General features: G+C 61.3%; 10 protein-coding genes. 7 read left to right on the top strand and 3 right to left on the bottom strand.

Annotated features, from left to right (window positions below):
• Window positions 1-173: 173 nt before the first annotated feature.
• Entirely contained in the window at window positions 174-410 is a 237-nt protein-coding gene (locus AACY42_RS25720; protein ID WP_339483204.1) for a hypothetical protein, read from the bottom strand.
• Between the two features lie 151 nt (window positions 411-561).
• On the opposite strand from AACY42_RS25720, the gene AACY42_RS25715 reads away from it, so the two are divergent.
• Entirely contained in the window at window positions 562-903 is a 342-nt protein-coding gene (locus AACY42_RS25715) for a hypothetical protein (protein ID WP_339483202.1), read from the top strand.
• A gap of 105 nt (window positions 904-1,008) precedes the next feature.
• On the opposite strand, the gene AACY42_RS25710 is transcribed toward AACY42_RS25715, so the two are convergent.
• The gene (locus AACY42_RS25710; protein WP_339483200.1) at window positions 1,009-1,911 is read right to left on the bottom strand and encodes a LysR family transcriptional regulator; all 903 of its coding nucleotides are present in this window, start codon (window positions 1,909-1,911) and stop codon (window positions 1,009-1,011) included.
• Between the two features lie 93 nt (window positions 1,912-2,004).
• On the opposite strand from AACY42_RS25710, the gene AACY42_RS25705 reads away from it, so the two are divergent.
• From AACY42_RS25705 to AACY42_RS25690, 4 genes are all read left to right on the top strand, one after another.
• On the top strand, window positions 2,005-3,012 hold the full coding sequence (locus AACY42_RS25705; RefSeq protein WP_339483198.1) for an aldo/keto reductase: 1,008 nt from the start codon (window positions 2,005-2,007) through the stop codon (window positions 3,010-3,012).
• A gap of 112 nt (window positions 3,013-3,124) precedes the next feature.
• Complete coding sequence (locus AACY42_RS25700) at window positions 3,125-3,919, top strand: DeoR/GlpR family DNA-binding transcription regulator (protein WP_339483196.1); 795 nt, start codon at window positions 3,125-3,127, stop codon at window positions 3,917-3,919.
• Window positions 3,920-4,050: 131 nt separating this feature from the next.
• Window positions 4,051-4,977: a Gfo/Idh/MocA family protein gene (locus AACY42_RS25695; protein WP_339483194.1), complete on the top strand. Its 927-nt coding sequence runs from the start codon at window positions 4,051-4,053 to the stop codon at window positions 4,975-4,977.
• A gap of 15 nt (window positions 4,978-4,992) precedes the next feature.
• The gene (locus AACY42_RS25690) at window positions 4,993-5,688 is read left to right on the top strand and encodes a tRNA (adenine(22)-N(1))-methyltransferase (protein WP_339483192.1); all 696 of its coding nucleotides are present in this window, start codon (window positions 4,993-4,995) and stop codon (window positions 5,686-5,688) included.
• Window positions 5,689-5,821: 133 nt separating this feature from the next.
• Here AACY42_RS25690 and AACY42_RS25685 read toward each other — a convergent pair whose 3' ends face one another.
• A complete protein-coding gene (locus AACY42_RS25685; protein ID WP_339483190.1) occupies window positions 5,822-6,199 on the bottom strand; it encodes a hypothetical protein in 378 nt (125 codons plus the stop codon).
• A gap of 347 nt (window positions 6,200-6,546) precedes the next feature.
• Between AACY42_RS25685 and AACY42_RS25680 the strand changes: the two genes are divergently transcribed.
• Window positions 6,547-7,809 (top strand): serine hydrolase domain-containing protein, encoded by a 1,263-nt coding sequence (locus AACY42_RS25680; RefSeq protein WP_339483188.1) that lies wholly within the window; start codon window positions 6,547-6,549, stop codon window positions 7,807-7,809.
• Window positions 7,810-7,924: 115 nt separating this feature from the next.
• Window positions 7,925-9,262: an alginate export family protein gene (locus AACY42_RS25675; RefSeq protein WP_339483187.1), complete on the top strand. Its 1,338-nt coding sequence runs from the start codon at window positions 7,925-7,927 to the stop codon at window positions 9,260-9,262.
• Window positions 9,263-9,279: the final 17 nt, after the last annotated feature.

Raw genomic sequence — 9,279 nt, 5'->3', positions numbered from 1 at the left:
CGCGGGTGCTGACACACCAGTGATAGCTACGGCCTCTTTCCCCGCGCGCACCCAATCTTAAGCCGAGCACTTGTTTGCTGCGCGACAGCGCAGCGTCGAAGACGCGGCGGGGACTCCCTCGCCACAATGAATCGAACAACTTCCCGCACGTCGGGCCTGTCATTGGCTGGGCGCTAAAGCCACGTCTCCACCACCCGCCGGTCCAGCTCCTCCCAATCGGCCATGCCCAACACCCGAGTGGTGTTCAGCCCGCGCAAATAGCCGCGCAGTTGATTGGCCGTGGCGCGCCTGAGTTCCGGGTCGGGTTCGGTGCTGCTCAACAGCACGCTTTCGTACTGGATCAGGTAATCAGCCACCCGCTCACGGAAGTCGGGCAATACCGCGTCGCGAATCAGATCAAACGTTCTCATGGCTATACCTCATCAATCTTTCTCGGCTTGCAACTATTGCTAGGAGTAATAGTGACCATTACCAAATGCAAGTTTTGCTTTGCCAGCAATCATTGGAAAATCAGCGCCATCGAACACGCAGCCCACTCTTTTTATTTTCAGGACCTCGCCCATGCGCCCTTTATTTTTGCTTCCCCTGGCGTTTTCCCCGTTGTTGCTGGCCGGGTGTGTCTCGGCGCCGAACGATCCGACGCTGACCTTGCAAACCAGCAAGACGCCGGCCCAATACGCTGAATGCGTCGTGCCGAAATTGCAGGGCAATGCCTTGAACCCGATGGTCTCGCAGACCCAGCGCAGCTACCGCATCGTGGTGCCGAGCAAAGTCTCGGCGGATAACGTGCTGGAAGCCTACAAGGCCGGCAACGGCGGCAAAGTGTTCATCTACGAGCGGCATTTGCTGGCCTCCAACCTCCTGCCATCGAGTTTTGAACGCGCCGCAGAGGAATGCATCTGACCGGCCCGTAAACGTTTTTCACTGTGCTCCTTTGGTTGGCCGCAACCAACCAATTCCCTTGCCCCGCACCGTCCTCGGTCGTGGGGCTTTTTTTGCCTGCCGGTTTCAGATTGATCCATCATCCGTCCGGATGAACTCGATGAGTGCTTTCAGGGCCGGTGGCACATGGCGTCGGCTGGGGTAGTAGAGAAAAAACCGGCTTGGCGGTGCTTTCCATTGCGCAAGCAGTTCCGTGAGCTGCCCATTGCGGATGTCATCGCGCACCAGCTCCTCGTAGACGTAGGCAATCCCGGCGCCATCTTTTGCGGCCTGGATCATCAGCGCATCGTCTTCAAGAATGAGCGGGCCGGTGACGGACAAGCGCATCGGTTGCCCTTGTGCCTGATACTCCCAGGCATAGAGTTTGCCGCTGGGAAAACGTCGGGCGATACAGGCATGGTCGAGCAAGTCGCGTGGGGCCTGGACGACCCCCTTTGCGGCCAGGTAAGCCTGTGAAGCGACAGTCACGAACGATTGAGGAGGGCCGACAGGGACAGCGATCATGTCGCCGGCCAGGCTTTCGCCAAAACGCACGCCAGCGTCAAACCCGCCGTTCACGATGTCGGTCAAGCCATCATCGGTGACCAGGTCCAGTTGAATACGTGGATACCTGGCCACGAATGGCGCGAGCACTTTCGCAAACACCGCCCGCGCCGCCGGACGCGCCACGTTGAGGCGAAGCTTGCCGGCGGGCACTTCCTGCATTGAGGTCAGTTGCGCCAGTGCATCGGCAACCTGCTGCAGGGTCGGGGCCAGCGTTGCCAATAGCTGGTGGCCGGCCTCGGTCGGGGTAACGCTGCGTGTGGTTCGATTGAGCAGCCTGACACCCAGGCGTGCTTCCAGTGCACGCATCGCGTGACTCAATGCAGAAGCCGAAACGCCACGCTCCTCGGCGGCCTTGCGAAAGCTGCGGTGGCGAGCGACGGCCGCGAAGGCATCCAGTTCGGAAAGATCGGGGTGCTGACTCATGAGTACAGTTCAGTAGTTCAAATACGATTACCCATCTTATCGTCATGAGATCACTCGCGGATACTGGCCCACATCATCTGTGGAGAACTCGCTATGCAAAAGAATCGTCTTGGATCATCGGATCTTCTGATTTCGCCCATTGGCCTGGGAACCTGGGCCATTGCCGGCACCGGCTGGGAATACAGTTGGGGCGCGCAGGATGACGAGGACAGCCTCGGTGCGCTTGAATATGCCGTCGAACGCGGTGTGAACTGGATCGATACCGCGGCGGTTTATGGCTTGGGCCACGCCGAGCAGCTGGTTGGGCAATTGTTGCGTCGGGTGCCAGCTTCACGGCGTCCGTTGGTGTTCACCAAGGGCAGTCTGGTGTGGGACCCGGTCACCAAAGCGATCTCGCACTCGCTGGCGCCTCAATCGCTGCTCGCCGAGGTCGAGGCAAGCTTGCGCCGGTTGCAAGTCGAAACGATCGATCTTTATCAGATCCACTGGCCGGCCTTTCCTGCCGACGGCAGTAGCGAAGGAATCGAGAGTGCGCTATCGGCGTTGGCCACCGCGCGCGAACAGGGGAAAATTCGCGCTATCGGCGTGTCCAATTTCGATGTCGCGCAACTCCAGCGGGCCCAGGCGGTGACCGAGATCGTCTCTCTCCAACCGCCTTATTCAGCCCTGATGCGAGACATCGAAAAGGACGTCCTGCCATTTTGCGAGGAGGTGGGAATGGGGGTCCTGGCTTATTCCACCCTTCAATCGGGACTGCTTAGCGGGAGCATGACGCGCGAGCGCATCGCCCAATTACCCGATGACGATTGGCGCAAGGCCCGAAGCGCGGATTTCCAGGAGCCTCGTTTGAGCGCGAACCTGGCGCTGGTCGAGGTTTTGGCGGGTATCGGTGAACGACACGGGGTGAGCGCGGCGGCAGTCGCCATCGCCTGGGTGCTGCGCAAGCCGGTGGTGACCGGCGCCATCGTCGGAGCCCGCCATCCCGGGCAGGTCGATGGACTGATTGCCGGCGCACAACTGCGCCTCAGCGCCGAGGAAATCGACAAAATTCAACCTTTCCTGCCCTTGGGAATGGGCACGAATGTCCCTGGGGCCGCATGACCTTTATGGTTTGGCCGCCCGCTTGAACGAGCGGGTTTGACGCCTCGCTGCATAAGCGGCACTATTTGCTCGTTTGTGATCATTAGTGCTCGTTTATGCAGGTTACAGCGTCATGACTTCTCCTCACGAAGCGTTCCCCGGCGAACGCCAGCAATTGATCAGCCAGCGTCTCGCCCGATATGGCCGGGTGATCGCGGCAGACCTGGCCTGCGAATTCAATGTGTCCGAGCACTCGATACGGCGTGATCTGGGGGCATTGGCAGCGGCGGGAATGTGCAAGCGCGTTTATGGCGGCGCGATACTCGTGCCCGCTGCCGAAGGACCGATGGAGGTACGCGTGCGCAAAGACCCGGCGCGCAAGGGCAGTCTCGGTCAAGCGGCCGCCGCACTGTTGCGTGCGGGCCAACATGTGTTCATCGACGCCGGGTCGACCAACCTGGCCGTGGCCTGCGCCATCGATCCGCAACTTCAGTTGACCCTCACCACCAATTCGCCGCTGATTGCGGTTCAGTTGATGAAGCTGCCCCGCGCCGAGGTCATCCTGCTGGGTGGCCGCTTGAATCCAATCGCCGGTGGCGTGATCGGGTTGACGGCTGTCCAGCAATTGCGTCAGTTCAGTTTTGACGTGTGCTTGCTCGGTGCCTGCGCCATCGATCCGGACAATGGCGTCACGGCATTTGGCCTGGATGACGCGGAGTTCAAACGCGCGGTGGTCGCGGCAAGCGGGCAGGTGATCGCGGCGGTGACCAACGAGAAACTCTCCAGCGTCGCCCACTATCAGGTGGTCTCCTGCGAAGAAGTCGCCGCCCTGGTGGTGGAGCACGATGCGCCGCGTGAGCGGCTGGAGCCCTTCTTCGGCCGGGTGACCAACGTCGTGACGGCGGCCAGTGAGTCGCGACAGAGCTGAGGTCTTTGCTGCACGGCTGTTGCCCAATTGCGCAGGACAATCGTCTAGATACTGCACGGCCCCATTGTCCGCCGGGCGATTTGCGTCTAGTTTGCTGCCCGATCACAAGTACAAAAAATCAGGAGTCATCGATGCAACCGATTCGTCTCGGGCTGGTGGGCTACGGCAAGATTGCCCAGGATCAGCACGTTCCAGCCATCCATGCCAACCCCGCGTTCCAATTGGTGGCGGTCGCCACGCAAGGGCAGCCTTGCGCCGGGGTGGAGAACTTCCGGTCCCTGGGCGAGTTGCTCGAAAACGGCCCGCACGTCGATGCGATTGCGTTTTGCACACCGCCCCAAGGTCGATTCGCCCTGGTACAACAGGCACTGGCGGCCGGCAAACACGTCCTGGTGGAAAAGCCGCCGTGCGCCACGCTGGGTGAAGCCATGGCGTTGGTGGAGCAGGTTCGCGAGCAAGGCATCAGCGGCCTGTTCGCCTGGCATTCGCGTTACGCGCCGGGCATCGAAGCGGCCCGTGACTGGCTGGCGAGTCGCACCTTGCAGAGCGTGCAGATCGACTGGAAGGAAGACGTGCGCAAGTGGCACCCTGGCCAGGCATGGATCTGGCAACCCGGTGGCCTGGGCGTCTTCGATCCGGGTATCAATGCCTTGTCGATTGTGACCCATCTGCTGGCACTGCCGCTGTTCGTGGAATCCGCCGAGTTGCGCGTGCCGGACAATTGCCAGTCGCCGATTGCCGCCAGCATCAAGATGGCCGACGCGTGCCACCTCGATATTCGTGCGGAGTTCGATTTCGACCATGGCCATGACGAGCTCTGGAGTATCGAGATTCGCTGCGCCGAAGGCGTCCTGCGCCTGGACAACGGCGGTGCGCTGTTGAGCATCGACGGCGTGCGCCAGGCCGTCTCCGAGGAGGGCGAGTACGCGGCGGTGTATCGACATTTCCAGCAACTGATCAACGACAAAGCCAGCGACATGGACCTGCAGCCACTGCGGTTGGTCGCAGACAGCTTCTTTGTCGGCAGTCGGACGGCAGTCGAGCCGTTCTACGATTAACCCAGGGAACTGCAGTTGAACGAATACACATTGTCCATGCGCCTGGAGCGCGTGGCGGCGCATATGCCGGCGGGTGCGCACCTGGCCGATATCGGCTCGGATCACGCTTACCTGCCGGTGGTCTTGCTGCGCCGCGGCGCCATCGCCATGGCGGTGGCTGGCGAAGTGGCGCTGACGCCGTTTCGCGCCGCCGAACGCACCGTGGGCGAGAATGGCCTGGAACAGCAGATCAGCGTACGCCTGGCCAATGGCCTGGCGGCGATCGAGCCGGAAGACGGGATCACGGCGATCAGCCTCTGTGGCATGGGCGGCGAGACGATCCGCGACATCCTGGACAGCGGCAAAGCGCGGTTGAGCGGCCAGGAACGCCTGATCCTGCAGCCCAATGGCGGTGAGCAACCGCTGCGCCAATGGCTGATGGAACACGACTACCGCATCCTCTGCGAGGAGGTGCTGCGGGAAAACCGTTTCTACTACGAGATCATCGTCGCCGAGCGCACCGGGCCGGTGACGTACACCGCCGAGGAGCTGTACTTCGGCCCGCTGCAACTGCAAGCCCGCACCCCGGCCTTCCTGGCCAAGTGGCAGCACCTGCTACGCCAGAAGCAAAAGACCCTCACCAGCTTCGCCAAGGCGCGGCAAGCCGTACCGGAAGAGAAGCTGCAAGACACTGCCCGGCAGGCCCGCTGGATCACTGAGTTGTTGGCTTAAGTCGCTGAGGTGGGCTTTACCGACGTCATCGCGAGCAGGCTCGCACACAAGGGGTTGCGCCAGTCCTTTTTGTGGGGGCAAGTTTGCTCGCGATGAGGCCATCAGCTGAATGCCACGGTCTCCAGCCGCCTGATTATCGACCCACCACCGGGTAGTGCTTGATGCGACACGCATACGAGTTGCCGTCGCCTTTACAGACGCCATCCAGGTAGCGATAGTCGACCTGTAGTGACTGTCCTTTGCGGGGCCATTGCCGGCGGGGCAGCGTGGCTTGGTAGTCCGGGGTTTCCGGGGTGAAGGTCAGCATTGAGCCTTGCGCCGGACACTCCACCAAGGAGGACTTCGGCCTGGCCTTCACGATCTGCGCCTGCAACTGCGGATAGGGTTGTTTCAGGACCTGGACGATACGCAGCTCCAGGTGGCAGATCTGCCACGTCGAGGCCTGGACCGGCTCGCATAGGAAGGCGAGCGTCAAGGCAGACAGTCCGAGGCATGCTGTGTGAGTGTTCATGGTTGCCCTTGTTCGAGGTGCTGACGTTTGCGCGATCATAGCGTGGCATTGCGCCTTTGCCTGGCTCAACCGTCCTCGCGGCGTGGGGCGATCGCCAGGATGATGAGGCGCTGGCCTTTGATCTATTGCTTGCGACTCAAGTGTCTGGGACAAGATCGCAGCCTCGCTTCGCTCGACAGCTCCTACGGACGTAGCCCAGCGGTAGCAGGTTCCCTGGCAATGGTTGTTCCGCGGGTCGGTGCTGAAGGAACAATGTCGATAAAAAGTTTTATTGACTAAAGAATTACATCGAGTAATTATTCTCCTGCATCTGCTTTCACGCAGAGTCATTTTGCAGGGGCAACCCGATGAATCAGAACACCGTGCCTTCACTGGCCAGTCTTTACGTCGAGACTCACGAATCGCCATCTGACGCACGCCTGGCACCTTCCCTCATGCAAGGCTTTCCCGCCGACCCCCAGCGCCGCGTCACCTGGCACAACTGGATGAGCCCGCCGTTCAACCAGTGGGGCTTCCGCAACCTGGCGCGCTTGCGTCCTTCCATCGACGTGCAGGCCGGCAGCGGGCCGGTCAGCGCGTTCAAGCAGGCGCTCCAGCCGCTGGATGCACTGCACTTTGACAGCGAGTGTGGCTTGAGCATCAGCGTGATCGATCACCTGGTCGCCAGCCAGACCGATGCTTTTCTGGTCTTGCAGGGCGACACCGTATTGTTTGAGCGCTACTTCAACGGCCAGCATCCCCAGGACCGGCACATCATGTTTTCGGTGACCAAGTCGCTGATCGGTGCCCTGGGCGAGCAACTGGTCTGCGAAGGCCTGCTGGACCCGATTTTGACGGCGGCCCATTACGTACCGGAACTGACCGGTAGCGCGTTCGGCGATGCGACCGTGCGCCAATTGTTCGACATGGCCGTGGCCGTCGATTACAACGAGGTCTATGAGGATCCGGATTCGGAGAGTTCCCAATACGGCTACGCCTGCGGTTTCCAGCCGGCCCCGGCGCAGTACACGACGTTCGAATCCCTGTACCAGTACTTGCCGTCACTGAGGAAACGCGGCAATCACGGCGGCTTTTTCCATTACGTGACGGCCACCACCGAGGCGTTGGCCTGGGTCATGGAGCGGGCGTCTGGCAAGGCCTGTCACCAATTGCTGCAGGAGGTCTGGAGCCAGTTGGGCTGTGAACGTGACGGCTATTTCCTGGCGGATCCCTGGGGCCGCAGCGTGGCCGGTGCCGGGTTCAGCGCGACCTTGCGTGACATGGCGCGCTTCGGCCGCCTGCTGGCCAACGAGGGCCGTCAGGACGGGCGACAACTGCTCTCGGCCGAGGCCATCGCCGGCATCGCCGCCGGTGCCGACCCCGCGATCTATGGCGCATGCGCCGACTTTTCGAGCTGGACCCCCGGCGCGTCCTACCGCAGTCAGTGGTATGTCTTCAATGACCACAGTCAGGCGCTCATGGCCGGTGGCATCCATGGCCAATACCTGTTCGTCGACAAACCGTCCGGCGTGGTGATCGTCAAGCAGTCGTCCCTGGGTGAGGCCGTCAGCCCGTTCGACGGCGACAGCGTGCGCATGCTGCGGGCCATCGCGGCGCAACTGACGCCCTGACTTCATCCGATAAACACAAGAATTTCGTTCCGCTCACCTGGCCCAGCCAGGTGTTGGCGCGGGTTTGCGCCGCCATTCACTGCCCTGTAACAACAATAATCAACAGGAGCTCCATATGGTTTCCATGATGCGTTTGTCCCGAGCGTTTCTCGTGCTCGGGTTACCCTTGACCGCCCAGGTTGCCTGGGCGGGCTACACCTTCGAGGAGGGCAACCTCAAGGGCGAAGTCAACTTAACGGCCGGTGGCGCAGTCTTGTCCACCCGCAACGTCAACTTTGGCGGCGGCGTGGTGGACATGCGCAGCGGCAAGAATGGCGGCACGAAAATCGACTGGCAGGAGTTCTACGTCAAGCCGGGCATCAAGTTGGAATACGCCGTGCAGCCGGATTTCAGCCTGTTGGCTGGCGGCTCCCTGGTGGGCGCGACCACCTTCGGTGATGGCGATGCCGGTGGCTTCACCCGTAGCTCCGACGGCAAGGTGTCGACCGAAGAGTTCTATGGTGGTTTGCGCGCTGGCGAATGGACGGTCACCGGCGGTCGCCAGAACTACATGATCGGCAACGGTTTCATCGTGATGGATGGCAACCTCGACCAATTGAACGACGGTGCCTATTGGCTCGCCCCACGCACTGCCTTCAAGGATTCGGCGGTGGTCGCCTGGGACCATGGCGCGTTGAAGGTCCAGGGCTTCAGCCTGGGCACCGACAGCGACCTGGGTGACTTTCGCATGAGCGGCGTGAACCTGGACTACAACCTCGACGACCAGGTGACGCTGGGCGCCACCGCGTTGAAGGTCAAGGCCATGGGGCCCAAGGGCAGCACGTTGCCGCGCCGCCGCGATGGCATGCTGGTTTACAACGTCAGGGCGCTGAATGCCAAGCTCCCGGGTATCCCGGACCTGACCCTCAATGCCGAATATGCCCTGGAACGGGGCAGCGGCGAAGGCGTGGACTACGATGCCAAGGCCTGGTATGGCCAGGCGGATTACACCTTCAGCACGCTGCCGTTGACCCCGGTGATCGGCTACCGCTACGCGAGTTTTTCCGGCGACGACAACCTTACAGACAACCGGCAGAAAGCCTGGGACCCGTTGAGCAAGGGCTTCGTCGACTGGAGCACCTGGCTGATCGGCGATGTCGTCGGCAACTACCTGATGTTCAACAGCAACGAAAACGTCCAGCAGTTCTCGCTCAAGACTCACCTCAACGAAACCCTCACCCTCGGTGCGATCCACTACCAGTTCTGGCTCGACGAAAAAAACTACATGGGCACCGCCGTCAGCGACAAACGCTTTGCCGACGAGAGTGTAGTCTTCCTGGATTGGGCGCCTTCGAAGTCGTTGTCCACCTCGCTGTCCTACAACTGGGTCAAGCCCATGGCAGCGGCCAAACAGGTCTTCGGCGACGATCGGAAATTCAGCGCGCTGGAACTCTACTTCACCTACCGCTATTAAGTGCCGCGAGCCTTCGC

This window comes from Pseudomonas sp. RL_5y_Pfl2_73, from assembly GCF_963970515.1.
GTDB lineage: Bacteria > Pseudomonadota > Gammaproteobacteria > Pseudomonadales > Pseudomonadaceae > Aquipseudomonas.
This window is presented reverse-complemented; position numbering and strand designations above follow the sequence as displayed.